The 25615-nt window shown below is 68.2% G+C and carries 25 protein-coding genes and 1 pseudogene; 16 read left to right on the top strand and 10 right to left on the bottom strand.

Annotated features, from left to right (window positions below; translation table 11 throughout):
* The first annotated feature begins 50 nt into the window (after nt 1–50).
* From CRM90_RS09880 to CRM90_RS09855, 6 genes are all read left to right on the top strand, one after another.
* Nucleotides 51–1373 carry a glutamine synthetase family protein gene (locus CRM90_RS09880; RefSeq protein WP_233209264.1) on the top strand — a complete coding sequence of 441 codons (1323 nt, stop codon included), beginning with the start codon at nt 51–53 and terminating at the stop codon, nt 1371–1373.
* A complete protein-coding gene (locus tag CRM90_RS09875) occupies nt 1360–2112 on the top strand; it encodes a gamma-glutamyl-gamma-aminobutyrate hydrolase family protein (RefSeq protein WP_102806823.1) in 753 nt (250 codons plus the stop codon). Before CRM90_RS09880 ends, CRM90_RS09875 begins: the two co-directional genes overlap by 14 nt.
* Nucleotides 2109–3473 carry an aldehyde dehydrogenase family protein gene (locus CRM90_RS09870; RefSeq protein WP_102806822.1) on the top strand — a complete coding sequence of 455 codons (1365 nt, stop codon included), beginning with the start codon at nt 2109–2111 and terminating at the stop codon, nt 3471–3473. The genes CRM90_RS09875 and CRM90_RS09870 overlap by 4 nt, the downstream gene beginning before the upstream one ends.
* Nucleotides 3474–4247, top strand: a complete 774-nt coding sequence (locus CRM90_RS09865) for a 3-oxoacyl-ACP reductase (RefSeq protein ID WP_102806821.1) — start codon at nt 3474–3476, stop codon at nt 4245–4247.
* 38 nt (nt 4248–4285) lie between these two features.
* Complete coding sequence (locus tag CRM90_RS09860) at nt 4286–5008, top strand: FadR/GntR family transcriptional regulator (protein ID WP_102806972.1); 723 nt, start codon at nt 4286–4288, stop codon at nt 5006–5008.
* An 88-nt stretch (nt 5009–5096) separates the two neighbouring features.
* Nucleotides 5097–5951 carry a class I SAM-dependent methyltransferase gene (locus CRM90_RS09855; protein WP_102806820.1) on the top strand — a complete coding sequence of 285 codons (855 nt, stop codon included), beginning with the start codon at nt 5097–5099 and terminating at the stop codon, nt 5949–5951.
* 6 nt (nt 5952–5957) lie between these two features.
* Here CRM90_RS09855 and CRM90_RS09850 read toward each other — a convergent pair whose 3' ends face one another.
* Together CRM90_RS09850 and sigC are read right to left on the bottom strand one after the other, a co-directional pair.
* Nucleotides 5958–7022: a sodium:calcium antiporter gene (locus CRM90_RS09850; RefSeq protein WP_102806819.1), complete on the bottom strand. Its 1065-nt coding sequence runs from the start codon at nt 7020–7022 to the stop codon at nt 5958–5960.
* Between the two features lie 85 nt (nt 7023–7107).
* Nucleotides 7108–7659 (bottom strand): RNA polymerase sigma factor SigC, encoded by a 552-nt coding sequence (gene sigC, locus CRM90_RS09845; protein ID WP_102806818.1) that lies wholly within the window; start codon nt 7657–7659, stop codon nt 7108–7110.
* Nucleotides 7660–7795: 136 nt separating this feature from the next.
* Here sigC and CRM90_RS09840 point away from each other — a divergent pair, with 136 nt between their 5' ends.
* From CRM90_RS09840 to CRM90_RS09830, 4 genes and pseudogenes are all read left to right on the top strand, one after another.
* Nucleotides 7796–10045, top strand: coding sequence for a heavy metal translocating P-type ATPase (locus tag CRM90_RS09840; protein ID WP_102806817.1), 2250 nt, complete (start codon nt 7796–7798; stop codon nt 10043–10045).
* 20 nt (nt 10046–10065) lie between these two features.
* Nucleotides 10066–10275 (top strand): heavy-metal-associated domain-containing protein, encoded by a 210-nt coding sequence (locus tag CRM90_RS30675; protein WP_199189842.1) that lies wholly within the window; start codon nt 10066–10068, stop codon nt 10273–10275.
* Between the two features lie 6 nt (nt 10276–10281).
* The gene (locus CRM90_RS09835) at nt 10282–11424 is read left to right on the top strand and encodes a GDSL-type esterase/lipase family protein (protein WP_199189841.1); all 1143 of its coding nucleotides are present in this window, start codon (nt 10282–10284) and stop codon (nt 11422–11424) included.
* 185 nt (nt 11425–11609) lie between these two features.
* Nucleotides 11610–12229: pseudogene (locus CRM90_RS09830) on the top strand (superoxide dismutase).
* A 9-nt stretch (nt 12230–12238) separates the two neighbouring features.
* On the opposite strand, the gene CRM90_RS09825 reads toward CRM90_RS09830, so the two are convergent.
* Nucleotides 12239–14149 carry a cytochrome c oxidase assembly protein gene (locus tag CRM90_RS09825; RefSeq protein ID WP_102806971.1) on the bottom strand — a complete coding sequence of 637 codons (1911 nt, stop codon included), beginning with the start codon at nt 14147–14149 and terminating at the stop codon, nt 12239–12241.
* A gap of 106 nt (nt 14150–14255) precedes the next feature.
* On the opposite strand from CRM90_RS09825, the gene CRM90_RS09820 reads away from it, so the two are divergent.
* Complete coding sequence (locus CRM90_RS09820) at nt 14256–14927, top strand: DUF5134 domain-containing protein (RefSeq protein WP_102806816.1); 672 nt, start codon at nt 14256–14258, stop codon at nt 14925–14927.
* A 54-nt stretch (nt 14928–14981) separates the two neighbouring features.
* Here the strand turns inward: CRM90_RS09820 and CRM90_RS09815 are convergent, their stop codons facing one another.
* The 3 genes from CRM90_RS09815 to CRM90_RS09805 all read right to left on the bottom strand — a co-directional run bounded on the left by CRM90_RS09815 (nt 14982) and on the right by CRM90_RS09805 (nt 16815).
* Complete coding sequence (locus tag CRM90_RS09815; RefSeq protein WP_102806815.1) at nt 14982–15557, bottom strand: hypothetical protein; 576 nt, start codon at nt 15555–15557, stop codon at nt 14982–14984.
* Nucleotides 15558–15590: 33 nt separating this feature from the next.
* Nucleotides 15591–15887 (bottom strand): hypothetical protein, encoded by a 297-nt coding sequence (locus CRM90_RS09810; RefSeq protein WP_102806814.1) that lies wholly within the window; start codon nt 15885–15887, stop codon nt 15591–15593.
* 208 nt (nt 15888–16095) lie between these two features.
* Entirely contained in the window at nt 16096–16815 is a 720-nt protein-coding gene (locus CRM90_RS09805) for a zf-HC2 domain-containing protein (protein ID WP_102806813.1), read from the bottom strand.
* A gap of 78 nt (nt 16816–16893) precedes the next feature.
* On the opposite strand from CRM90_RS09805, the gene CRM90_RS09800 reads away from it, so the two are divergent.
* The 5 genes from CRM90_RS09800 (at nt 16894) to CRM90_RS09780 (ending at nt 19896) form a co-directional block, all read left to right on the top strand.
* Nucleotides 16894–17226, top strand: a complete 333-nt coding sequence (locus CRM90_RS09800) for an ArsR/SmtB family transcription factor (RefSeq protein WP_102806812.1) — start codon at nt 16894–16896, stop codon at nt 17224–17226.
* 118 nt (nt 17227–17344) lie between these two features.
* Complete coding sequence (locus CRM90_RS09795) at nt 17345–18028, top strand: energy-coupling factor ABC transporter permease (protein WP_502693256.1); 684 nt, start codon at nt 17345–17347, stop codon at nt 18026–18028.
* Nucleotides 18025–18381 carry a PDGLE domain-containing protein gene (locus CRM90_RS09790; RefSeq protein ID WP_102806810.1) on the top strand — a complete coding sequence of 119 codons (357 nt, stop codon included), beginning with the start codon at nt 18025–18027 and terminating at the stop codon, nt 18379–18381. The genes CRM90_RS09795 and CRM90_RS09790 overlap by 4 nt, the downstream gene beginning before the upstream one ends.
* A 1-nt stretch (nt 18382) precedes the next feature.
* Nucleotides 18383–19159 (top strand): cobalt ECF transporter T component CbiQ, encoded by a 777-nt coding sequence (gene cbiQ / locus CRM90_RS09785; protein WP_102806809.1) that lies wholly within the window; start codon nt 18383–18385, stop codon nt 19157–19159.
* Nucleotides 19156–19896 (top strand): energy-coupling factor ABC transporter ATP-binding protein, encoded by a 741-nt coding sequence (locus tag CRM90_RS09780; RefSeq protein ID WP_102806970.1) that lies wholly within the window; start codon nt 19156–19158, stop codon nt 19894–19896. Before cbiQ ends, CRM90_RS09780 begins: the two co-directional genes overlap by 4 nt.
* Before the next feature lie 86 nt (nt 19897–19982).
* On the opposite strand, the gene CRM90_RS09775 is transcribed toward CRM90_RS09780, so the two are convergent.
* From CRM90_RS09775 to CRM90_RS09760, 4 genes are read right to left on the bottom strand one after another with little or no spacing between them, the layout of a single operon-like run.
* Entirely contained in the window at nt 19983–21233 is a 1251-nt protein-coding gene (locus CRM90_RS09775; protein ID WP_102806808.1) for an NAD(P)/FAD-dependent oxidoreductase, read from the bottom strand.
* The gene (locus CRM90_RS09770) at nt 21230–22627 is read right to left on the bottom strand and encodes an NAD(P)/FAD-dependent oxidoreductase (protein WP_102806807.1); all 1398 of its coding nucleotides are present in this window, start codon (nt 22625–22627) and stop codon (nt 21230–21232) included. The genes CRM90_RS09775 and CRM90_RS09770 overlap by 4 nt, the downstream gene beginning before the upstream one ends.
* Complete coding sequence (locus tag CRM90_RS09765; protein ID WP_102806806.1) at nt 22627–24054, bottom strand: FGGY family carbohydrate kinase; 1428 nt, start codon at nt 24052–24054, stop codon at nt 22627–22629. Before CRM90_RS09765 ends, CRM90_RS09770 begins: the two co-directional genes overlap by 1 nt.
* Nucleotides 24051–25583 carry an amino acid permease gene (locus tag CRM90_RS09760; protein WP_502693253.1) on the bottom strand — a complete coding sequence of 511 codons (1533 nt, stop codon included), beginning with the start codon at nt 25581–25583 and terminating at the stop codon, nt 24051–24053. The genes CRM90_RS09765 and CRM90_RS09760 overlap by 4 nt, the downstream gene beginning before the upstream one ends.
* Nucleotides 25584–25615 lie beyond the last annotated feature (32 nt).

Genomic DNA, 25615 nt, shown 5'->3' with positions numbered 1-25615 from the left:
GTGCCGGCCGCCGCCGGCCAGGTCTGTTGCTGCAGGCCGAGTTGGAAGCCATGGTCGCCGCCGGTGAGATCGACACGGTGATCGTGGCCTTTGCCGATATGCAGGGCCGGCTCACCGGCAAGCGGATCTCGGCCGAATTGTTCGTCGACGATGTCGCCGCCCACGGCGCCGAGTGCTGCAACTACCTGCTGGCCGTGGACGTCGACAACAACACGGTCGACGGTTACGCGATCTCGAGCTGGGAGACCGGCTACGGCGACATGGTGATGACCCCGGATTTCAGCACGCTGCGCCGTATCCCGTGGCTCCCGGCCACCGCACTGGTGATGGCCGACCTGTCCTGGACCGACGGCCGGCCGGTGAGCCAGGCGCCGCGCGGCATCCTGCGCAAACAGCTCGACCGGCTGGCCGAACGCGACATGTGTGCGGTCGCCGCGACCGAACTCGAGTTCATGGCGTTCGACACGAGCTACCGCGACGCCTGGAAGGCGGGCTACCGCAACATCACTCCGGCCACCGACTACAACATCGACTACGCGATGCTGGCGTCGACGCGGATGGAGCCGTTGCTGCGCGACATCCGTAACGGGATGGCCGGTGCCGGCATGTACTGCGAGGGCGTCAAGGGCGAATGCAACCTCGGCCAGCAGGAGATCGGGTTCCGGTACGCCGACGCGCTGGTCACGTGCGACAACCACACGATCTACAAGAACGGCGCGAAAGAGATCGCCGATCAGCACGGCAAGAGCCTGACGTTCATGGCGAAATACGATGAGCGGGAAGGAAACAGCTGCCACATTCACATCTCGTTCCGTGGCACCGACGGCTCCGCGGTGTTCGCTGATGACTCCGACGAGCTCGGCATGTCGTCGATGTTCCGCAGCTTCATCGCCGGTCAGCTCGCCACGCTGCGCCAGCTGACGCTGTTCTATGCCCCGAACATCAACTCCTACAAGCGGTTTGTCGACGGCAGCTTCGCGCCGACTGCGATCGCGTGGGGCATGGACAACCGCACCTGCGCGTTGCGGGTGGTCGGCCACGGATCCGGGATGCGGATGGAGTGTCGCGCCCCCGGCGGTGACGTCAACCAGTACCTCGCGGTGGCGGCGCTGATCGCCGGCGGGCTGTACGGCATCGACAACGGGTTGGAGCTGCCCGATGCGGTTGACGGCAACGCCTACACCAGTGGGGCCGAGCGGCTGCCGACCACGCTGGCCGAGGCGGCCGCGCTGTTCGAGGGTTCGGCGGTGGCGCGCGAGGTGTTCGGCGACGACGTCGTGGAGCACTACCTGAACAACGCCCGCGTCGAGCTGGCGGCGTTCAACTCCGCGGTCACCGACTGGGAGAGGGTGCGCGGTTTTGAGCGGCTCTGAGAGGGAGACCTTGCTCCGTCCCGTCGTGGGCCTCACGACGTATCTCCAGCAGGCTCAGACCGGCGTCTGGGATGTGCACGCCAGCTTCCTGCCCGGCATCTACATCGAAGGCGTCACGCTGGCCGGGGGCATCGCCACACTGCTCCCGCCGCAACCGGTGGACGCCGGCATCGTCGAGCGGATCCTGGACGGCATCGACGGTCTGATCATCACCGGCGGCCGCGATGTCGATCCGTCCGCATACGGCCATGATGCGCACCCGGCCACCGACGTGCCGGACCGTGTTCGCGACGCCTGGGAGCTCGCGCTGGTTGCCGCGGCGATCCGCCGGCACCTGCCGGTGCTCGGCATCTGCCGCGGGGCGCAGGTGCTCAACGTGGCACTGGGCGGCACACTGCACCAGCACCTGCCCGACGTCGTCGGGCACACCCGTCATCAGCAGGGCAACGCGGTCTTCACCACCTCGACGATCAGCACCGTGGCGGGTAGCCGGCTGGCCGGCCTGATCGGCGAGAGCACGAATGCGCAGTGCTACCACCACCAGGCCATCGACCGGCTCGGCGACGGACTGATGATCAGCGCCTTCGACGGTGAGGGTGTGATCGAGGCCGTCGAGGTGCCGGGGGACGTTTTCGTCCTGGCCGTGCAATGGCATCCCGAGGAAACCCTGGACGATCTTCGCGTGTTCGCCGGCCTGGTCGAGGCGGCCCGGGCCTACACAACGGAAAGAGTGAATTGAGTACAACCGAACTGGTCAATCCGGCCACGGAAGAGTCGCTGCGCACGGTGGAGCTGACCGATGTCGCCGGCGTCGACGACGCCGTTGCGCGCGCCAAGGTCGCCCAAAAGGTCTGGGCCGCACAGGCGCCCGCCGAGCGGGCGGCCGCATTGCGGGCGTTCGCCGCCGCAGTCGACGCGCATGTCGGGGAGCTGGCCGCCCTGGAGGTGGCCAACTCCGGTCATCCGATCGGCGCGGCCGAGTGGGAGGCCGGACATGTGCGCGACGTGCTGCAGTTCTATTCGGCCAGCCCGGAGCGCTTGTCGGGCAAGCAGATTCCGGTGGCCGGTGGCCTGGATGTGACGTTCAACGAGCCGATGGGTGTGATCGGGGTGATCACGCCGTGGAACTTCCCGATGCCGATCGCGGCGTGGGGCTTCGCGCCCGCGCTGGCCGCAGGCAACGCGGTGGTGCTCAAACCGGCCGAGTGGACGCCGCTGACCTCGATGCGGCTCGGTGAGCTCGCGGTGGAAGCCGGCCTGCCCAAGGACCTGTTCCAGGTGCTGCCCGGCCGCGGTTCGGTGGTCGGCGAGCGGTTCATCAGCCACCCCGATGTCCGCAAGATCGTGTTCACCGGTTCGACCGAGGTCGGCACCAAGGTGATGGCCGGGGCGGCCAACCAGGTCAAGCGGGTCACCCTGGAGCTCGGTGGCAAGAGCGCGAACATCGTGTTCGCCGACTGCGATCTGGAGAAGGCCGCGGCCACCGCACCCTACGGCGTGTTCGACAATGCCGGCCAGGACTGCTGTGCGCGCAGCCGGATTCTTGTGCAGCGCAGCGTGTTCGACAAGTTCATGGAACTGCTCGAGCCGGCCGTCAAAGGCTTGGTCGTCGGTGATCCCGCGGCCCGGGACACCGAGATGGGACCGCTGGTGTCGCGCAAGCACTTCGAGTCGGTGGCCGCCTACGTACCTGATGACAGATGCGTCGCTTTCCGCGGCTCGGCGCCGAGCGGACCCGGTTTCTGGTTCCCGCCGACGGTGCTCACCCCGCAACGCACCGACCGCACCGTCACCGAGGAGATCTTCGGACCGGTCGTGGCGGTGCTGCCGTTCGACGACGAGGCCGACGCCATCGCGCTGGCCAATGACACCGAATACGGTCTGTCCGGGTCGATCTGGACCGACAACCTGTCGCGGGCCATGCGGGTGTCCCGCGCGGTCGAGGCGGGCAACCTGAGCGTGAACTCGCATTCGTCGGTCCGGTATAACACCCCGTTCGGCGGCTTCAAACAGTCGGGGCTCGGCCGTGAACTCGGCCCGGACGCACCCCTGCACTTCACCGAAACCAAGAACGTCTTTTTTGCTGTAGAGGAGAGCTAGATGGATCTGTCCCAGCGACTCAAGGACAAGGTCGCCGTCGTCACGGGTGGGGCGAGCGGTATCGGACTCGCAGCCGTCAAACGGATGCGGGACGAAGGTGCGATCGTCGTCATCGGGGATCTCGACGAGACAACCGGCAAGACCGTGGCCAACGACTTGAACGTGACGTTCGTCCAGGTCGACGTTTCCGATCAGGTCGCGGTGGATAGGTTGTTCGACACCGCTTTCGAGCTGCACGGCGGCGTCGACATCGCGTTCAACAACGCGGGTATCAGCCCGCCCGACGACGACCTCATCGAGAACACCGGCATCGACGCCTGGGACCGGGTGCAGGACGTCAACCTGAAGTCGGTCTTCTTCTGCTGCAAGGCCGCGCTGCGGCACATGGTGCCCGCGCAGCGCGGCTCGATCATCAACACCGCCTCGTTCGTGGCGGTCAACGGTTCGGCCACCTCCCAGATCTCCTACACCGCGTCCAAGGGCGGCGTGCTGGCGATGTCGCGCGAACTCGGAATCCAGTACGCGCGCCAAGGCATTCGGGTCAATGCGCTGTGCCCCGGCCCGGTGAACACGCCGCTGTTACGGGAGCTGTTCGCCAAGGATCCCGAGCGGGCCGCCCGCCGACTGGTGCACGTGCCGATGGGCCGGTTCGCCGAGCCGGAGGAGCTGGCCGCCGCGGTGGCGTTCCTGGCCAGCGACGACTCGTCGTTCATCACCGGGTCCAGCTTCCTGGTCGATGGCGGCATCACCGGCCACTACGTCACCCCGCTGTAAATCATGGTTCGGCGGGCAGGAACGGAGTGACCCGGGAATTGTCAAGTGCACCGGAACCGCAGCAGGCCCACGAGGCATTGCTGCGTCCGGTGCGCCTTGGCAATGCCTTCGAGGACACCGTCGGCCGGCTGCTGCAGACCATCAAGCTCGGTGTGCTCACCCCCGGTGACTCGCTACCCCCGGAACGGGAGCTCGCCGCCCGGCTCGGCGTCAGCCGAGACACCGTCCGGGAGGCGATCAAGTCCCTGGCCGACGCCGGTTATCTGGTGTCGCGCCGCGGCCGCTACGGCGGCACCTTCCTGGCCGAGTCGCTACCGGCCCCCACCGAAGGCCGGGTGCGGTTCAGCCGCGCCGACATCGACGACGCGCTGCGGCTGCGCGAGATCCTCGAAGTCGGCGCCGCCAGGATGGCCGCGACCCGAACGCTGACCGCGGCCGAGCGGGAAGGGTTGTGGTCCCGGCTGACCGATGTGCGCTGCTCGTGCGCAGAGGACTATCGGCGGCTGGACTCCCGGCTGCACCTGGCCATCGCCGAAGCCGCCGGCTCGGCATCGCTGGTGCCGCTGGTGGCCGAGAACCGGATGCGGCTGAACGCGCTGTTGGATCAGATTCCCTTGCTGCGGCGCAATATTGCGCACTCCGACGAACAGCACAAGGCCATCGTCATCGCCATCCTCGCCGGCGATCCTGATGCGGCCGGGGCGGCGATGCAGGCCCACGTCGCCGGGTCGGCCGCCCTGCTGCACGGCTTTCTGGACTGAATTTCCCTTTCGCTTTATTGCCATTTCTGCGTGCGCTTCACCGCGTGCGCGCATTCTGTGCCCACGGCCGTGGTGAAGGAGATCTGGGATGGGTACCGGACCGGAACACGATGACTCCGCCGATCGCGCGCTGAAGGCCAAGCACCGTGCCCTGTGGGCGTCCGGTGACTACCCGACGGTGGCCGCCGAGTTGGTGGCCGAACTGGGACCGCAACTCGTCGACGCTGTCGGCATCCGGCCCGATCACGTGGTGCTGGACGTGGCCGCCGGCGCCGGCAACGCCTCGATTCCGGCCGCCGAAGCCGGCGCGCGAGTGACCGCCAGCGACCTCACCCCGGAGCTCTTCGACGCCGGCCGCCGGATCGCCGCCGCCCGTGGTGTCGAGTTGGAGTGGGTGGAGGCCGACGCGGAGGCGCTTCCGTTCGCCGACAACCACTTCGATGTCGTCCTGTCCTGTCTGGGCGCCATGTTCGCCCCGCATCACCAGGCGGCCGCCGACGAGCTGGTGCGGGTGTGCCGGCCGGGTGGGACGATCGGGATGATCAATTGGACGCCGCAGGGCTTCATCGGGCAGTTGTTCGCCACCATGAAGCCCTATGCCGCACCGCCACCCCCGGGTGCCTCGCCCGCACCGCTGTGGGGCGACGAGAACCATGTACGAGAGTTGTTCGGCGACAACGTCACCGACCTCACCATGGCACGGCGGGCGCTTCCGATGACGCACAGTCCCAGCCCGCTGGAATTCCGGGAATACTGGAAACGCAACTACGGACCGACGATCGCTGTGTACAGCTTCAATGCGGAGCGCCCCGACCAGGTGGCGAACCTCGACCGCGACTTCCTGGCGTTCCTCGAGCAGTGGAATCAGTCGGATCGGCCCGGCCACACCGCGTATTCGGCCGAGTATCTGGTGCTGACGGCGACCAAGGCCGCGCGGGATTGACGGTGATCACCCGGCGATGAAGGCCAATCCGGCAACCCCGACGACGTAGAGCACAACCACGGCGATCGAGTCCGGACCCATGCGAAGCCATTGCCGCTGTGGGCGAAAGATCAGCCCTGCCATGTACACCACGGTGAGCAGGGCGGCCAGGGCGGTGAGGTAGATGTCGGTGTGATGGGCGGTCGGCAACACGGCGGCGCCGGACAGCAGCGCCGCGAGGAGGAAGAGCACCGGCAGGAAAGCGTTGCCGCCGAAGATGTCGCTCATCGCCAGCTTGTAGTCGCCCATCCGAGTCGACGCCAAGCCGGTCGACAACTCGGGAAGCGAGGTGGCGGCAGCAAGCACGGTGGCGCCGAACAACACCCCCGACATGCCCCAGCGGCTGAACACCTCCTCGCCGCTGCGTTCGATCAGAACACCGGCGAGCAGTGTGCCGAGCGCCGCGACAACGAACACGGCGACCGCGCGGCCGGTGCTGACGCCCCGTTGCGTAGCGGTCTTCTCGTTCGTGGCGGTGGAGTGACCCGGTGGCTTGTCCTGGCTGCCCGGCGCGTGGCCGCCGTCGTGCCACGGCAGGCCCTGTCCGGCGCGGCGGATCAGATACAACCCGATCGCCCAGACGGCGGCGATCAGGACCGCACCGGGAGTCAGCCGCCAGACGATCAGCGAATCGGGCAGCTGCGTGGACATCACCACGATCACCAACAGCGCCACCACGAGACCGGCTTCCAGCACCAGGGTCAGCGATGCAGCCAGATAGGTCAACGGCTTTCGCGGACGCGTGCCTGCGGCGTCGAGGACGGCCAGGACGACGGTCTGGATCGCGACGCCACCGAGGATGTTGCCGACCGCCACATCGACGTGATGGGACAGTGCGGCGCTGGCGGTGATGGCGATCTCGGGCAGGTTGGTCGCAATGGCGAGAAGGATGACCCCGCCGAGCGCCGAGCCCAGATGCCATCGCTGCGAGAGCACATCGGTCGTCTGGGACAACTTGATTCCCGCGAACCAGATCACGGCGGCGCAGACGACGAAGATCGCCACCAGCGCCGGCGAAGCCAGAGAGGTCATGGCGATGTGTTTCCCGCCCGGCGGGATGCTAACCAGAGGGCAACAGTTGTCCAGCGACAAACAATCGGCGCGGGCGTCGAGTCGGTCAGCCGGCCTGATCGTCGCGACCGGCGGCGGCGAGGAGATCCTCGCGCGCCCGCGCCACCCGGGAGCGGATCGTGCCCACCGGGCATCCGCAGACCTCGGCGGCTTCGGCGTAGGACAAGCCCAGCACCTGGGTGAGCATCAACGCATTCCGGCGGTCGGTGTCCAAGCCGTCGAGCAGCATCCTGATCTCGGTGATCTCCTCGAAGCGCCCGCTGCTGCGCCGGGAGTCGAGCACCTGCTCCAGGTCGACCGCCGAGGTCGTGCGCGGTCGCGCCTGGTTGCGGCGGATCTGGTCGACCACGACGCGGCGGGCGATCGACAGCAGCCAGGTCCGGGCCGAGGACCGGCCGGAGAACCGGGGGAGTGCGCCCAACGCCCGCAGGAACGTCTCCTGGGTCAGGTCGTCGGCGTGACCAGGATCACCGAGAAAGGCGACCGCGCGCCACACGTCGCGCTGGGTGGCCTTGATGAACGCCTCGAGTGCGGCCGCATCGCCCCGGCCCGCGGCCAGGGCCAGCGCAGTCACGGGGTCGTCGTCGCGTTCGGCCACGCTCAGTGAGACTAGGGGATCTCCATGACCGCCACATTCCCGGCCCGTTGCAGGCGCGTATTTTGGGAGGCTGGGGAACCCGACGGCAGCTTCAGCCGACTCTTCCCTCGGGTCCGCACCACAGCCAAGGAGAGCGATGACGGTATCGGTCGTGGGCGGGTCGACCGCTCCGGGCGTGTCCGACGCCGCGCACCGGATCGAACTCGACGTCTCGGGGATGTCCTGCGCGGCGTGCGCGGCCCGGGTCGAGACCAAGCTCAACAAGATCGGCGGCGTGCGCGCCTCGGTCAATTACGCCACCCGGGTGGCCAGCGTCGACGCCCCCGACTCGGTGGCCGCCGACGACCTGTGCGAGGTGATCCGCAAGGCCGGGTACGACGCCGCTCCGCGTGCGGCCTCGTCGGCCGAGCCGGTGGACCCCGACGACAAGATGGCCCGCAGCCTGCTGCGGCGGCTGGCGATCGCCGCCGTGCTGTTCGTGCCACTGGCCGACCTGTCGGTGATGTTCGCGGTCGTGCCCAGCACCCGGTTCACCGGCTGGGGTTGGCTGCTCACCGCGCTGGCGGCGCCGATCGTCACCTGGGCGGCCTGGCCGTTCCACCGGGTCGCCCTGCGCAACGCCCGCCACGGCACCGCCTCGATGGAGACGCTCATCTCGGTCGGGGTCACGGCGGCCACGTTGTGGTCGCTGTACACGATCTTCATCGGGCATCGGGACCGGCGCAGTGACGGCATCTGGCAGGCGCTGCTGAGCAGCGATTCGATCTATCTGGAAGTGGCCGCCGGCGTCACCGTCTTCATCCTGGCCGGCCGCTATCTCGAGGCCCGGGCGAAGTCTCGGGCAGGCAGCGCGTTGCGCGCGCTGGCCGCGCTGAGCGCCAAGAACGTGACGGTGCTGCTGGCCGACGGCAGCGAAATGGTGCTGCCCGCTGACGAACTCAAAGAGCAGCAGAAATTCGTGGTACGCCCCGGCGAGACGATCGCCGCTGACGGGTTGGTGATCGAGGGTGACGCCGCCATCGACATGAGCGCGATGACGGGCGAAGCCAAGCCGTCGCGTGCCCATCCCGGTGGCCCGGTGGTCGGCGGAACGGTGGTGCTCGACGGTCGGTTGATCGTCGAGGCGGCCGCCGTGGGTGCCGATACCCAGTTCGCCGGGATGGTGCGGCTGGTCGAGGAAGCGCAAGCCCAGAAGGCCGATGCGCAGCGGCTGGCCGACCGGATCGCCGGGGTGTTCGTGCCGGTGGTCTTCGGTATCGCGGCGCTGACGGCGACGGGCTGGTGGCTGGCCGGGGCCGACGCCGATCGGGTGTTCTCGGCGGCGCTGGCGGTGTTGGTGATCGCGTGCCCCTGTGCGCTGGGACTGGCCACCCCGACCGCGATGATGGTGGCCTCCGGACGCGGCGCGCAGCTCGGCATCTTCCTCAAGGGTTACCGTGCGCTCGAAGCCATCCGCGCGGTGGACACCGTGGTGTTCGACAAGACCGGCACACTGACCACGGGTCATCTGGCGGTCACCGAGGTGACGGTCGCCGACGGCGCGCAATCCGACGAGATCCTGGCGCTCGCCGCGGCGGTCGAGGTGGCCTCCGAACATGCTGTCGCGGTGGCCATCACGACCGCCACCGACGAGCGCCGCCAGGTGGAGGATTTCCGTGCCCACCCCGGCCGCGGGGTCGTCGGGACGGTGTCCGGGCAGCACGTGACGGTGGGCCGCCCATCGTGGGTCGCCGGGCAGGCCGAGATCCCCGAGCCGGTGCAGTCGGCGCGACGGCGTGGTGAATCCCGCGGCGAGACAGTCGTCTTCGTCGCCGTCGACGGACGGGTCTGCGGTGCCGTTGCGGTGGCTGATGCGGTCAAGGAGTCGGCCGCCGACGCGGTGGCCGCGCTGCACCGCCGGGGGCTGCGCACAGTGCTGCTCACCGGCGACAACGCCGCCGCCGCGGGTGCGGTGGCCACCGAGGTCGGCATCGATGAAGTGATCGCCGAGGTGCTGCCCGAAGGCAAGGTCGACGTGATCGAGCAACTGCGCGAACATGGCCGGGTGGTCGCCATGGTGGGTGACGGCATCAACGACGGACCCGCGCTGGCATCGGCGGATCTGGGTCTGGCCATCGGGCGCGGGACCGACGTGGCGATCGGCGCCGCCGACATCATCCTGGTGCGCGACGATCTCGACATCGTCCCGCAGGCACTCGACCTGGCCCGTGCGACCATGCGCACGATCCGGACCAACCTGTTCTGGGCATTCGGCTACAACGTGGCGGCCATCCCGATCGCCGCCGCCGGATTCCTCAATCCGCTCATCGCCGGTGCGGCGATGGCGTTCTCATCGTTCTTCGTCGTCTCGAACAGCCTGCGGCTGCGCAACTTCGACTCCCGATAGCCACCGGAAGGCAGATCTCGATGTCTCACACGTTCAAGGTCACCGGCCTGCACTGCCAGAGTTGTGTGCGGGTGGTCAGCGGTGCGCTGACGGCGCTGCCGGCGGTCAGCGCCGTCGACATCGACCTCGACCCCGAGGGCGCGTCGATCGTGCGGGTCGACGGCGACGTCAGCGTCGAGCAGGTCCGTGCCGCGCTCGCCGACGAGGGCGACTACGCCGTCGTCGGCTGAGACGCGATGACCGTCATCACACCGATCTCGCGGGAGTTCCTGCGCGGTGCACAGGAACTCGAGCAGACGAGCCATGGCCTGCTGCCGCATCGGCTGCCCGGTTGGGCCCGGGCGCAATGCGCCGACCCACAACTCGCGATGGCCGAAGCCCAGCCGGCCGGGTGCCGATTGGTGTTCGAAACCCGGTCCACCGAAATCGAATTGGACGCCCTGCGCACCCGGCCCGCCTATGTGGGCATGCCCATGCGACCCGACGGCCGCTACGACCTGCTGATCGACGGGGAGCTGACGGCGCAGGCCAGCCTGACCGGCGGCAGCCTGCTGATGAAGGATGTCGCCGCCGGCACCGAGGAACTCATCGCCGGCCCGCCAGGGACGATTCGCTTCGCCGGCCTGCCGGACCGGGCCAAGTCCGTCGAGATCTGGTTGCCGCACAACGAGATCACCGAACTGATCACACTGCGCAGCGACCACCCGTTGCAGCCTCGCCCGATCACCCGGCCGGTGTGGCTGCATCACGGCAGTTCCATCAGTCACGGCTCCAATGCCGTGCACCCCACCGGCACCTGGCCCGCGGTGGCGGCCGCCGGCGCCGGCGTCGAACTGATCAATCTCGGTATGGGCGGCGCGGCGCTGCTGGATCCCTTCACCGCCCGCACCATGCGCGACATACCCGCCGACCTGATCAGCGTCAAGATCGGGATCAACATCGTCAACGCCGACCTGATGCGGCTGCGCGCTTTCGGCCCGGCCGTCCATGGCTTCCTCGACACCATCCGCGACGGGCATCCGGTCACGCCGATCGTCGTTATCTCCGCGGTGCACTGCCCGATCCACGAGGACACGCCGGGACCGTTGGCCCCCGACTTCAGCGGCGGAACACTGGCATTCGCCGCCACCGGCAACCCGACCGAGGTGTCGGCAGGCAAGCTGACGCTGCGCGTCATTCGTGATGAACTCGCCCGCATCGTCAGCCACCGCGCGGTCACCGACCCGAACCTGCGCTACGTCGACGGCCTGGACTTGTACGGTCCCGCGGACTTCGCCGAGTTCCCGCTTCCCGACCGGCTGCACCCCGGCCCGCAGGCCCACGAGCGCATAGGGCAGCGGTTCGCCGAAGTCATCCGCGGGACCCTCCCGCTCCTGTAGCGAACCGATCGAATCAGTGTGGCGCCAAGGCCAATTCAGTGCGACGAGTGTGGTGGGCAGTGCCGGTCGCGAGCTACCACCTCGGGTTGAGGGTCTGGCGATGTGCTGCATCGACTCGTCGACCGCGACCGACCTGCCACAGATTCACCCTATCATCTGAACACCTGAACAGATAAGTTGATGGCATGACGGAATACTCATTGCCTGACTTGGACTACGACTACAGCGCGCTCGAGCCCCACATTTCCGGCGAGATCAACGAGATTCACCACAGCAAGCACCATGCGACCTACGTCAAAGGCGTCAACGACGCGTTGGCCAAACTGGAGGAAGCCCGCGCCACCGCCGACCACGCCGCGATCTTCCTCAACGAGAAGAATCTGGCCTTTCATCTCGGCGGCCACCTCACCACTCGATCTGGTGGAAGAACCTGTCGCCCGACGGAGGTGACAAGCCGACCGGTGAGCTGGCGGCCGCCATCGACGATGCGTTCGGGTCATTCGACGGTTTCCGTTCTCAATTCGCCGCAGCCGCAAACGGTTTACAGGGTTCCGGTTGGGCGGTGCTGGGTTACGAGCCGCTCGGTGGCAGACTGCTCACCTTCCAGCTCTACGATCAACAGGCCAACGTGCCGCCGGGGATCGTGCCGCTGCTGCAGGTCGACATGTGGGAGCACGCCTATTACCTGCAGTACAAAAACGTCAAGGCCGACTACGTCACGGCCTTCTGGAATGTCGTGAACTGGGCCGACGTTCAGGACCGGTTCGCCGCCTCGACCGGCAGACCGCTGGGCGGCCTTGCCTGACAGGCTGATTCAGCGCCGGTTCTTGGCCAACTCCCGCAGCATCGCGTTGTAGGCGTCCAGATCGTCGTCGTAATGGGCGTCGGCGTGCCGGTCGGTGCGGGTGGCGGTCCGCCGGTCTTGACGCGCCCATTGGTACACCAGTGCAATCACCACGACGATGACGGGGAGTTCGCTCGAACCCCAGGCGATCGCCCCGCCGAGGTGTTGGTCGTCGTTGAGGCTCGCCAGCCACGGCACGTGCAGGTAGCGGTAGAACGTCCCGCCGAGCACCGAGGTCATGGTCATGGTCGCGATGCCGAAGAACGCGTGAAACGGCATCACCGCGAACAGCAGGCCCAGCCGCCCGATGAACGGCAATCGCTTGGGTCCCGGGTCGATACCGATGATCCCCCAGAAGAACAGGTACCCGGTGATCAGAAAGTGCAGGGTCATGAACTCGTGACCCCAGTGGTAGCGCACCAGGGTGTCGAAGATCGGGGTGAAGTAGACCGCGTACAGCGATCCGACGAACAGCACGAAAGCCGTTGCGGGATGGGACAGGAACCGTGACGCCGGCGAATGCACCAGCCACAGCAGCCGTTCCCGCGCACCCGGCGGATGGCCGGCGCCCGCCACCGGAAGCGCGCGCAGCGCCAAGGTGATCGGTGCGCCGAGCACCAGGAACACCGGGATGAACATGTTAAGCGCCATGTGCTCGGCCATGTGCACGCTGAACATCGCCGACCCGTAGGCGCGCACCCCCGAGCTGGTTGCGAGGAGCAGTGCGGCACAACCCAACAGCCATGCCACCAAGCGGCCGGGCGGCCAGGCGTCGCCGCGCCGTCGCAGCCGGATGTAGCCGATCACGTAGCCCAGCGCCAAGACCACCGCCGCGACGCCGAGCAGCACGTCGAAACGCCAGACAGTGAGCAGCCGAAGCGCATTCGGCGGGTCGGAGAGCTGGTAGCCGAGGAAGACGTCCCAGGCGGTGAACTCGTGTGCCAACAGCCGGGGCGCGGTCTGAACCGCCATCGCCGCCGCGGCGGCGACCGCCACGATGCCCGCCACCGCGCCGGTCACGGCGCTCCGGGGGGCGATCGCCAGGCTCACGATCAGGGCGACCGCGGCCAGCGCGCCGAATCGTCCATAGTCCGACGCCAGCCCGGCCGGTGTCGCCAGCAGGAACCACAGCACGGCGCCGTAGATCAGGGCCGCCGCGCCGGCGACCCGCTGGGTGAGCAGAATCCGTCTGCGCAGTTCGGCCGTCGGCGGGGCCAGCGCCGCACTGACCGCCACGCCGGTCAGCACAGCCAGCGCGGTGGCGAAGACGATCACGGCGCTGGTCGCGTAGTCGTGGTTGGGCCCCTGGCCGGCGTTCCCCGTGACCGGTAGCGCGATCACGCCGATGAACGCGGGAATCAGCAGCACGGCGTGCCACGACCAGCGCAGGGTGGCGCGCAGACTGACGGTCACCACGGCCGCGACGACAGCGGCGGCGACCCAGCCGCGGCCCATTTCCGATGCGCCGAGCGCACTTCCGAGGCCACCGCTGGTGATCAACCGGGTCACCGGCACGCCGGCGGCGTTGGCGGCCTGGACCGGGATCATCGCCAGCGCCGTGACCAGCCAGATGGGGGCGAGGCGCTCGGCCAGCAGATGCACCCGGAATGACGCCGGGTCGAGCACGCCGCGGTCGTCGGGCTCGGCGGCGATGACGATGAACACCAGCGCGCCCAGACAGATCGCGGCGGCCAGCGTCGCGGTGAAGTAGCCGATCAGCCCGGCGACGCTGGTCGCCAGGCCGGGGTAGGAGTCGCCGGTCGCGGTGAAGCGACGGTCACCGGAGGCCACCGCGTAGGCGACGAGGGCGGCGAGCAGCCCGAGGTAGCCGCCGAGCATCCACCGACCCGGCGAGCGGGTGCCTGTGTGGGTGGCTTCCATCATCGCGAGTCTACGACTCGTCGTCGTAGTCGAGTCGCCGTGGTGGGAACTTTCTGGTGCGATGAATCGACCATTGCTGACGTGCCGAGCGGAGAAGGAGTGACCGGTGATCGCTGACCTGACGCTGCGCTGGGTCGTCACGCTGCTGTTCATGCTCGCCGCCGCGGAATGCCTCTCGACCCTCGTCGTCGGTGACCGGCGCCCGGCAGGTGTCGTCAGCCAACTGCTGCACGTCGTGATGGCGGTGGCGATGGCGGTGATGGCCTGGCCGTGGGGCGCGGCACTGCCGACCGTCGCGCCGATGGTGTTCTTCCTGCTCGCGACCCTGTGGTTCGTCGCTGTCACAGCGAGCCCGACCTGCGCCGGCCATCGGGTCGCGGGTGTTTATCACGCACTGATGATGCTGGCGATGGCGTGGATGTATGCCGTGATGAACGGCCGGCTGCTGCCCGGGCAGGCGTCCTACGCCGGGGACACGGCGTCGACGTCCGGCGGGTCGTCGGGCCATGCCGGTCACGCGGGGATGAACATGCCCGGCATGGACATGTCCGGGGCCGCGGGCACGGCGGACAGCTCCGGCGGCGGATACCCGCCCTACATCGACACGCTGAACTGGGTGTACACGATTGGGTTCGCGGTGGCCGCGGTGTTCTGGCTGTATCGCTACCTGGCGGTGCGAATGGACCGCGAGCCCGCTGCGACGGCGCGGCCGCTCGGGATCCTGTGTCAGTCGATGATGGCCGCCGGGATGGCGATCATGTTCGGCGTGATGCTCTGAGGCGACGACCAACTGTGGCCCGAAGGATCGGGCCACAGTTCGTGGTGTGTCGGTCTAACAGGAGCCCTGCGCCCGCAGCGCCGTCTTCGCCGTCGTCGCGGTGCATACCTGCGTAGCTGTCGACGAAGCGCGCCGATGATTACCGGTGGCGACCTGGTGGCCGCTGAGTTGGCGGATCACTGCTGCGGAGAGGTCTGCCTCGTCGGGTAGCGCCGCACCCCTGGTTTGCAGGGAGTCGTAGGTCGTCTTGATCAGGCCGCCGTTCAACAGGCCCGTCACCGTGCCGTTCGATCCGTGGGTCGGGTGCTCGTAGTTCGGCGTGCCAAATGCGTTGTGGTAGTTGATTCCGAGTGCGGAATCGTCCAGGGCCTTGGTGAATGCGGTGCTCTGGTTGAACACCCGGTCGCCGAGTGCTTGGACGGCGCGCACACCCGGTGCCGGATTGCCCGGAGTGTCTTCACTTCCGAAGCCCGGCCGGCCGACTGCGTCGCCTGACGGGGTGCTGTAGCCGTGGGCGTGCCCGATACCCGCTCCGGGAGTCGCGACCATCAGTACCGCGGCCAGAGCGGTCCCGCCCAGTGCGGCGCCTGCGCGAATGCGGCGCCGGGGATTGACGTGCTGCGTGATCATGTGGGTCTGCCTTTCAGTCAATGGTGGTGTTTTTCAACGGCCTCGGCCGTTGCAGGCCGCCGTGGTAGGCACGCCGGTGTCGGTGCACATCGCCCTGGACCCGCCGCCGTTGCCGGTGGCAGTGCCGGCACCGGCCCCGCCGCGGGTATTGGCGCCTCCGCTCTTCGCGCTGCTGTCGGTGCTGCCGCTGGTGCCGGAATCTGAGCCGCCGTGGTCGTGGCCGGGATGCGCGGCCGCATTTCCCGCCAGGGCGACGCCGGCTGAGACCGCTGCGGCGGCCACGAACGCGCCCAGTAGTCGCGGCGCCCGACTGTTTTTTGTGACCTTCATTCGTCTCTCCCGTGTTGGTGGACCCGATCTACTACAGGGCGTAGTAATCGAGGGCATATCGGTGCCCTTGCGGGCCGGCTGACCCTGATTCCGTCAGCTGCGTGCGAGCCTTAAATCATCTCTAGGGGGCTGAGCCCTCACAGCAGACGATCAGGAAACGCACAGATAGTTGGTCGCGGGCCGCCGCGGAAAGTTCCCCGTTGTCAGGTCACGCAGCGCCGTCGGTGGGGTAGAGGTGACCGCGGCGACGGCCGCGAGAGGCACTGTCGGGCAACACCACATCGGCGGTGATGGGCGCGGCATCACCTCGGGGCTCCGGCTCGGACGCCCGGCTGTCGCGCCACACCAGCAGCGCCAGGACGGTCCCGGCCAGCACGGGCAGGTGCGATAGGACGCGGTCGAGCGTCACCGCGCCCGCGACCGCGTCGGAGACGACGTAGCCGGTGAGGACCGCGGTGAACACCGACAGCACCCCGGCCAAGCCGGCGGCCGCGGTAGGTCGCGCCGCCGCGACGATCATGACCACGCCCAGTGCCGCCGACCATGCCGTCGACTCGTTGAGCAGGTGGCCGCCCATCATCGCGTGGTGGGTGGCGGCCGATGTTCCGACGTTGACGCCGAAGGCCTGAGCCCCTGCGACCCCGACCTGCATGAGCCCGATGACGGCCAACGCCGCGCGCAGCATGGTGTTGGTCGATGGCAGCCGCCGACGTGCGGCCAAAAGCTGGTCATTCGGCGCAGCGACGGCCGCCACCTGGGACCGGCCGGCCAGCCGGCGCAGCAGCTGCGTCTGCTCGACGGCCCTGGCGTACCACGCCCCGCACTGGTCGCAGGTGGTGAGATGCTCGTCCACCCGGGCCGCGGGAACGGGTTCACGTTCGCCGTCGATCCGGGCTGACAACGCCTCCCGGGCGACATCGCAGTCCACGCATCAATAGTCGCGTACGGGGGCCGGATTGTTCCAGCGTCCCGGGTCCAGCCCGCCTGCTGGGCTAGATTCCTAGTCATGGATGCCCCCGGCGATACGGCGAAGGTCGAGCTTGCCTCGTCCGCGCTGGCCGATGTGGACATCCACAATTGGACGCAACGCTTCGATCTGTTGTCCGACCCGCACCGGCTGGAGATCCTTCTTGGGTTGCACCGCGCGCCCGGCATCTGCGTCGGTGATCTCGCCGCCGCTGTGGGACGGTCGGAAAACGCTGTCTCGCAGGCACTTCGGGTGCTACGTCAGCAAGGCTGGGTCACCTCGACGCGGGTGGGGCGTCAGGTCAGCTACCGGCTGGAGGATCACACCGTGCACGATCTGCTGCACTGGATCGGCGCCGCCCACTCCGAGTGAGTGACCTCTTCACTCCATTATCTGTACAGGTAGACAGATATCTCGCCGGCCGATTATGGTTGACCGTTGGGGACCGACCCGACCGCGAGGAGACACGTTGAGCGTCCAGATCACGGCCATGCACATGAGCGACGGCCTGGTCAACGCGCCGACCTCGGTGATGTTCGGGGCGCTGGCGATCGCGGCGGTGGCGGTGTGTGGCTGGCGGGCGCGTACCGAACTCGACGAACGCACCGTCCCGCTGGCCGGTCTGGTCGCCGCCTTCATCTTCGCGGTCCAGATGATCAACTTCCCGATCCTGCCCGGCGTGAGCGGGCATCTCCTCGGTGGCGCGCTCGCCGCGATCCTGGTCGGCCCGTACACCGGCGTGCTGTGCATCACGATCGTGCTGGTGGTGCAATCCCTGCTGTTCGCCGACGGCGGCGTGACCGCACTGGGGATGAACATCACCAATATGGCGTTGATCGGCGTCACCGCGGGCTACGCCGCCGCGCGGGTCCTCTACGCACTGGTGCGACGGCGTCGCCCCGGCTCGGTACCGGCGCTCGGAGTCGTCGGCTTCCTCTCGGCGTTGTTCGGGACAGTCTGCGCAGCAATGGGATTCGTGGCCGAATACGCGATCGGCGGTTCCGCGCCGACCTCGCTGGGCACAGTCGCCACCTACATGCTCGGTACCCATGTCCTGATCGGTATCGGCGAAGGGCTGATCACGGCGGTGACGGTGATGGCTGTCGTCCGGTCCCGTCCGGACCTCGTCTACCTGCTGCGCCGCGATCGCGACCGCGAGGTGGTGGCCGCATGAGCGCGCAGGCGGTGGCCCGGCGCTGGCAGTTCTGGGTCGGCTTCGGGGTGGCGATCCTGCTGATCGCCGGTGTGGTGTCCTACTTCGCCAGCTCGAGCCCGGACGGACTGGACTCGGCGACATTGCAGGGCTGTCAGGTCGTCCACACCGACCACGGTGAACAACTGACCGGCAGCTGCATCGCCCAGCACGCGACCGAACACACCATGTCGGCCTCGCCGCTGGCCGACTACACGATCTTCGGCCATCCCGCGACGAGCGGACTCGCCGGCGTCATCGGCGCCCTCGTGGTGTTGGGTATCGCCTTCGGCGGATTCTGGCTGATCGCCCGCAGCCGCCGCGCGAAGGACTGAGATGGGAGCCGGGCACTCCCACCCGCTCTACCGGGACGGCGAATCAGCGGTGCACCGCGCACCCGCGGAAGTCAAGATCGCCGGACTCGTGTTGTTCGTCCTCGCGGTGGTGGCCACCCCGCGGGAGATGATCTGGCCGTTCGCCCTCTACGCCGTGATCGTGCTGGTGGTGTGGCGGGTGGCTTCGATCCCGCTGCGGTGGATCCTGCCGCGGATGCTGATCGAAGCGCCGTTCATCGTGCTGGCCGTGTTGCTGCCGTTCGCCGAAGGCGGCGAACGCGTCACGGTCGGCGGTCTGCAGCTGTCGGTCGCCGGGTTGTGGGCGGCGTGGGGGATCGTGGTCAAAGGCACGCTCGGCGTGGCCGCCTCGCTCACCGTCGCCGCCACCACGTCGGCGCGGGAGCTGCCGTTGGCGCTGAGCCGGCTCGGGGTGCCGGGGCTGGTGACCTCGATGCTGGTGTTGATGATCCGCTACATCGACCTGCTGTCGGCGGAGGTCAGCCGGATGCGGATGGCACGGATCTCCCGCGGCGACTCTCCGCGCGCCCTCCATCAGATCGGCGCGATCGCGAAAGGCGTTGGGGCGTTGTTCCTCCGGTCGTACGAGCGGGGCGAGCGCGTGTACCTGGCGATGACGTCACGCGGCTTCGACGGCACGGTGCCCGAGTTGGCGATCGTCGGGGCCGGTCCGCGGGCCTCAGGGGCGCAGTGGGTGTTCGCGCTCACGCCGGCGGTGGCCGCGGCCGCGGTGGCGGCCTCGGCGTGGGTGCTGCGATGAGCGCGCCGGCCGTCCGCGTCGAGGGTCTGCACTACCGTTATCCCGACGGCCGGGTGGCGCTCGACGGTGTCGATCTCAGCATCGCGCCCGGTGAGCGGGTGGCCATCCTCGGCCCCAACGGGGCGGGTAAGACCACGCTCATGCTGCATCTCAACGGCGTCCTCACCGCCACCTCGGGCACCGTCGAGATCAGTGGAATTACGTTGACCCGCAAGAGTCTTCGCGACATCCGGCGCCGAGTTGGGTTGGTGTTCCAGGATCCCGACGATCAGCTGTTCATGCCCACGGTCGCGCAGGACGTCGCGTTCGGCCCGGCCAACTTCGGGCTCACCGGGGATGCGCTGCGCGCCCGGGTGGCCGCCGCGTTGGAGGTCGTGTCGATGACCGAGCACGCCGACCGCAGTCCCGGGCATCTGTCCGGTGGGCAGCGTCGCCGCGCCGCGCTGGCCACTGTCCTGGCCTGCGAGCCCGAGATACTGGTGCTCGACGAGCCCTCGGCGAACCTCGATCCGGTCGCGCGGCGGGAACTGGCCGAGACGCTGGCTACGCTGCCGGCGACGATGGTGATCGTCACCCACGACCTGCCGTATGCCGCGCAGCTGTGCGACCGGGCGATCGTGCTCGACGGCGGCGCGGTGGTCGCCGACGACACCGTCACCGCGGTGCTGTCCAACGCCGAATTGCTGGCCGCCCATCGGCTCGAATTGCCCTGGGGTTTCGCGGTTCCCGCGCGCTGATCGTGTCCCGAGCAGACACAAAATCGTATGAATCGGGCGAGAATTCCACGAGTTTCTGTCTGCTCGCGAGGGAAATCGAGCACGCGTCAGTCGGCGAGCGACAGGACGACGGGGCCGCCACCCGCGTCGACACCATCCAGGATTCTGGACGGGACCCGGAACACTCGCCCTGGCGATGCGGGCCAGGGCAGGGTCGTGCGGCCGATGACGGCACCATCCTGGCGGGCAACGACTTTGGGAATGCGGACCAGCCGATCAGTCCACAACAGCAGCCGGTGCCGGGCGGGCGCCGGATCGCCGGGACGCACCAGATTGGGAGCCACCCAGCGCAACGGCGCCGCGGCGTGGATCGGAACCCCCGCATCCGTAGGCCGGTGTCCCGCCAGGTGGGCGCGGACCTGGCCGGCGACGTGGCGGCCGTCGAGTGCGGCGATGTCGGCGGTGTCGACGGGGTGCAGCAGGTTGCCGATCGCGAAGACCCCGGGTCGGCTGGTTCGCAGCGCCGTGTCCACGACCGGACCGAGAGTTCCGGGATCGATGTCGAGGCCGGTGCTGCGGGCGAGTTCGTGGTCCGGGATCCAATCGCCGGTCAGGACGACGGTGTCGCAGTCGACGATCCGGCGTTCACCGGTGTCGAGATTCTCGACCTCGACGCCGGTGACTGTCGGCGTGCCGATGATCCGCACCACTCGGGTGCGTGTGGCGATCTGCAGTCCCAGCAGCGGTGACCGGCCGGCGAGGTTGAACACGCCGTAGGACTCCGGCGACGGGTATTCGGTTGTCATCAAGACGGTCTGGCAGCCGACGTGTTTGAGGGTGAGCACCGCCGAGTAGCTGACCAGCTCGGCACCGACCACGACGGCACGCCTGCCGACGGTGCGATGCTTGAGATGCACCGCGTTCTGCAACAGGCCGGTGGTGTAGACGCCCGCCCCGCGATCGCCGGGAATCAACCGGGCCGGGCGTGGTCGCTCACGTGCCCCGGTGGCCAGGACGATGGCCCGGGCGGTGAGGTGGTAGCGCCCCTGCGGTGAGGTGATTTCGAGAGTCTGATCGTCGGCCCAACCGGTGACCATCGCACTGGTGCGTATCGCCGCGCCGGCGGCGCGGGCATCCCGGGTGAGCCGTTGCGCGTAGGCGGGCCCGCTGATGAACGTCTTGCGGTCACGCATTCCGTAGCCCGGGTGATCGCTGTGCCGCGGGATCCCACCGGCTTCCGACTCACGTTCCAGAACAACGACATTCAGCGTGCTGTTGCGGGCCAGGTCGGCGGCCGCCGTCAGTCCGGCGGGGCCGGCGCCGACGATCGCGACGTCGACCGTTTCGGTGGCGGTCATCGGCGGCTCTCCTGGTGAGTCTCACGGTCGAACACCGACTGGACTTCGGCGCCGCAGAAGAACGCCTGGCAGCGGCCGTTCATCACGCGGGTGCGTCGCCGCAGTCCCTCCACGGTGGCGGGCGGGATCACCGAATGGCAGGCGTCGCGAATCTCACCCTCGGTGACCCGCTCGCAGAAGCACACGATGCGCCCGTAGGCGGGGTCGGCGGCGATGGCGTCGGGCTGCTGGAAGGGGCGGGGGAATGCCTCGCCCAGATTCGGCATCTGCGGGGGAGCCGGCAGTTCGGCCTTCGGCACCAACGACAGACCGGCGTCGGCGAGCTGATCCCGCACGTATTCGGCGATTGCCATACCCGCGGTCAGGCCGGTGGAGCGGATACCGCCGACCAGGAGGTAGTGCTGCGCGGTATCGGCCTCGATGAGGTAATCGCCGTTGTCGATGGCCGCACGGAGCCCGGAGTAGGTGGCGGTCACTTCCTCCTCGAGGAGGCGTGGCATCAGAGTCCTGCCCTTGCCGAGCAGGAAATCGAAGCCGGCTTCGGAGGTGCCGGTGGCGGTGCGGTCCTGCAGATCTTCGGACGTGGGTCCGAGCATGACATTGCCGTAGATGGTCGGACTGACCAGCACGCCCTTGCCGCGCGCGGTCGGCACCGGCAACACGATCTTGTCCACCAGTGCACGGGCGAGCTTGTCGTAGACGATGAGTTCGCCGCGGCGCGGGGTGACCGTGAACCGCTGATAGCCGAACAAGGCGTCGACGAGATCGGCGCCGAGTCCCGATGCGTTGACGATCCAGCGTGCGGTGACCTCCCCGCCGCTGGTGTGAAGAGTGGTGGCATCCGCTGCGATGTCGACGCCGTCGACCCGGTGGCCGGTCAGCAGCACGGTGCCGCGGTTGACGGCATCGGTGGCCAGTGCGAGGTTGACCGTCCACGTGCAGATGATCGATTCGTCGGGGACGGTCAAGCCACCGAGTGCGCCCGGTCCGAGGTTCGGGATATCGGCGTAAACCGCTGCGGCGTCGATGATTTCGCAGTCGTGGTAGCCGTTGTCTTCGGCTTTCTTCCGCAAGCCGGGTAGGGCGTCGAGTTGCTCCTGGTCCCAGGCCGCCAGGATGGCTCCGGTTCGTTCGACCGGGATGCCGGTGAGCGAGGCGTAGTCGGAGAGCAGGTGGTAGCCGCGGTGCACCATCGCCGACTCGAGCGTGCCGGGCTTCGCGTCGAAGCCGGTGTGCAGGATCGCGGTGTTGGCCTTACTAGTGCCGTCGCCGACGTCGCTACGGGCCTCGATGAGCGCGACCGAGAGTTGGTGGCCGGACAGTTCACGGGCGATCGCCGATCCGACGATGCCCGCGCCTATGACGACGACGTCGTAGGCGGTGGGGGTGGTCATCACATCTCCTGGGAGGGGTAGGTGGTGGCGGCAAGTTCACGCCACCGATCACGAAAGCCGTTGGCCTGCTGTCCTGTCCAACTCGGTTCGTAGGTCGCCGCAGGTGCCCAGTCCGGAACGACCTCGGACAGAGACTGATTCGGAGACCGGCTCAGCCGGGCCAGCGCCGCGGCACCGAGCGCGGTGGCATGGGCGGACGGGTACACCTCGACGGGCACCTGCAGGATATCGGCGCAGGCCTGCATGAGGATGGTGGACTGGGTCAGTCCGCCGTCGGCGCGCAACGTGGTCAGCGGCGTCGGGGTGTCGGCGTTGATGGCGGTCACCAATTCGGCGATCTGGGCGGCGATGCCCTGCAGGACGGCCAGCACCAGATGACCGCGATCGGTCGACAACGTCATCCCCGAAATGGACGCCTTGGCTTGAGATTTCCACCACGGTGCCGCCAGACCGGCCAGTGCGGGCACACACAGCACCCCGCTGCTGTCCTTGGCTGCGATGCCGTCCATCTCCTCGGCGCCGCCGACGATGCCGAGCGAGCTGAGCCAGCGCACGGCCGACGCCGCGGTGTACACCTGACCGTCGACGCAGAACGTGTCGCGGCCCCCGATCCGCCATGCCACCGAGGAGGTCAACCCGGTGGTGGAGTGCACGCCGGTGGTTCCGGTGTTGGCCAGCAGGAACGCGCCGGTCCCGAAGGTGCATTTGGCCATGCCCGGCTCCAGGCAGGCCTCGGCAAGCAGGGCTGCCTGCTGATCGACGACGATACCGCCGACCGGAATTTCGCCGCCGAATGCCGTTGTTGTGCCGATGGTTTCGTCATTGCCGACGATGGCCGGTAGGCGTTCGCCGTCGAGCTCGAACAGCGCCAGCAACTCGTGGTTCCACTCCTTGGCGCCCAGATCCACCGCCAGGGAGCGACTCGCGGTGGTGGCGTCGGTGACGAACGCTCCGGTCAGCTGGTGCAGCAGCCAGGTGTCCGATGTGGTGACCACTCCGGCGGTCTCGACATTGCGACGCAGCCAGGCCATCTTCGGTGCCGAGAAGTAGGGGTCGAGCACCAGCCCGGTGCGGTCGGCCAGCATCTCGCCCCAGTCGCGCATGGCCGCGCACAGCGGTTCGGCACGGCGGTCCTGCCACACGATCGCCGGCGTCAGAGCACGGCCGGTATCGGGATCCCAGGCCAGGACCGTCTCGCCCTGGTTGGCCAACGAGACCGCGTCGATCGGGGAGTTCGCCTGGGCCACCGCTGCGCGCCCGGCGATCAGGACCGACTCGAGCAACTCATCCGGGCTCTGTTCGACGCCACCGCCCTCGAGATACCGCGGATGCACGGCGACTTCGGCCAGCCCCACCACGCCTTCGTCGGGGTCGACGACGATGGCCTTGGTTCCCGACGTGCCCTGGTCGATGGCCAGGACACTCATCGCGGCACGTCCTCGGCGACTTGCCGTGCGCCGGCCGCGCTGTCGAGTTCGGCATCTATCGAACGCAATCCGGGCATCTTGAGCCCGTCGCGACCGCGGGTGACCAACAGGTAGCCCAGGTAGACCGCGCCGATCGCCACCATCACCAGCACATAGAGCCAGGGCTGCCGGAACGAGGCGTCGCGGAACAACGACAGCGCGAACACCAGCCACGCCACCGCCACGACGATGATCGGGACCTCCCACCGGCCGAGGCTGAACGCTGCGCTCTGCGGCAGCTGACGCCGCTTGGCGATGTAGAGCGCCACGGTGATGGCATAGATGACGGCCGGCAGCAGGGTCGCTGCGGAGAACAGGATGAACAGCGCGTCGGTACTCGTGGAGAAGACGCCGAGGATCACCGCCGAGATCGTGGTCATCGCGATCGTGGCGTTCAACGGGGTCTTGGTGCGGGGAGACACCTTGTGCAGCGCCTGCCAGCCGGGGAAGCGCTGATCGCGGGACATCGCCCAGGTCAGTCGCACACCGCTCATCACGATCACCAGACCGCAGGCGAAGATCGCGATGGCGACCAGGATCAGCAGCGCGGTGCCGACGAATGAGCCGAGGATGTCGCGGATGACGTCGGCGATCGGAGTTCCCGACTCGGCCAGCGCCGTCGGATCGTTGACCGCGGCGGTCACCACCAGCAGGAACAGGAAGCCCAGCACGCCGGAGGCCAGTACGGCCTGCCACATCGCCCGTGGCACAACAACTTCCGGCTTCTTGGTCTCCTCGGCCAGGTTCGCGGCGGATTCGAAGCCGACGATGGTGAAGGCGCCGAGCAGGAAGCCCAGCATCCAGGGGCCGGCGGCGGTCGCGGTGCCGAAGTTCCAGTAACCCTCGGCAGGGATGTCGCCGCGGGAGAACAAGTTGCCCGCCGACAGTTTGTGGGTGACCACACCCACGATGAACAGCAGGACGACCAGCGCCACCATGCCGATCAGTTCAGCACTGACCGCGAAGTTGTTCACCCGTTCGGTCCACTTCGTCGAGACCGCGACCAGAAGACCCTGCAACAGCAGGATGGCGGCGGTGATCAAGAACGACGTCAGTGCCGTGCCCGTGAAGTCCAACAACGCCGGAACGACTGTCGCCGCGACGGTGTAGTCCACCGCGACGGCCACGATGGCCAGGAAGGTGAACGAGATCCAGCCGGTGATCCACCCCAGGATCGGGTTGGCCAGCCGGGACACCCACTGATAGGCGTAGCCGGTCACCGGGATCCGGGCGGCCAGCGCGCCGAGCAGCAGGGCGACCGCCAGCTGCCCGATGATCACGATGGGCCACGTCCAGATGCCCAGTGGGCCGGAACTTTTCAGAACACTGCCGTACGTGGTGAAGATGCCGGTGGCGATCGAGACGAAGGCGAATGCCACTGCGAAGGAGGCGAATCGACCGGTGGAGCGCTCCAGGGTGTCGGTATAGGTGCCCCCGGAAAGGTCCTGAGAAGGGGTCCCCGCGGGTGGCGGTGTGGAAGAATGCGTCACTGGATCGGTCTTTCTGACTCTGAGTGATTCGG

Origin of the sequence: Mycobacterium sp. ENV421 (genome assembly GCF_002887815.1) — a bacterium.
Taxonomy (GTDB): Bacteria; Actinomycetota; Actinomycetes; order Mycobacteriales; family Mycobacteriaceae; genus Mycobacterium.
The sequence above is the reverse complement of the archived record's forward strand: the minus strand, read 5'-3'. Positions and strand labels throughout refer to the sequence as shown.